Here is a 772-nt window from a genome sequence, read left to right as displayed (position 1 = left end):
CATTTGGGTACCTAAGCCCTATTTTTTCTTCAAACGCTCAATACCCAACATTTTAAAAATATATTTTTGATAAGCAGGCTCAGAGTTGCCTGTTTTCATATTACGAATAAAAAACTTCTCAAAGGCGATTTTCGCCAAGTGCATCATCTTGCCTTTTTTCGCCCAAGTAACATTTCTAGGTGGGATTTGCGGCATGGCAACAAAGGCTGCGCCTGTATCACCCATATCAGCAATACAAACTGCATTCCAAGTTGGGATGTGTGATGGTGCTCTTTCGTTAATCATATCTTCAATATTGTGCACTACTGCAGCCACCATTGATTCAATCATATAGCCTGTTTTAGGGGTGCCACACATAATAGGTGTAGCCTCAACAGGGGGAATGGCGATATTAACACCCACTGAGAAGATGTTATCTTGCACAGGGGATTGCTGGTATTCGTTCACCATGACAAAACCACGCGGATTAACAAAACCAGAATCTACATCTGCTAAATTAGCAACGGTATCAACGCCCTTAAAAGCTGGTAGTAACATGGTATATTTACTGTCAATTTCAACCGTTTTAACCGCTTCGCCATTGTCGTCACATTCACTAATAATCACTTTATCAGCCTCAACTTTGTCAACCTTAGAATTGGTATGCCATTTAATATGTCTGTGACGACATTCGCTTTCTAGCAAGCCCTTAGAGTCACCAACACCACCCAAACCTAGGTGTCCAATGTAAGGCTCAGGGGTAACGAAGGTGATTGGGCATTTGTCACGAATA

At 41.6% G+C, this 772-nt stretch carries 1 protein-coding gene; it reads right to left on the bottom strand.

The features are described 5' to 3' along the window. Window positions 1-18 precede the first annotated feature (18 nt). The coding region (locus BAZSYMA_RS00030) for an NAD(P)/FAD-dependent oxidoreductase (protein WP_143243027.1) at window positions 19-772 on the bottom strand (754 nt) is incomplete at its 5' end.

This window comes from Bathymodiolus azoricus thioautotrophic gill symbiont (assembly GCF_001298715.1).
Classification (GTDB): Bacteria; Pseudomonadota; Gammaproteobacteria; order PS1; family Pseudothioglobaceae; genus Thiodubiliella.
This window is presented reverse-complemented; position numbering and strand designations above follow the sequence as displayed.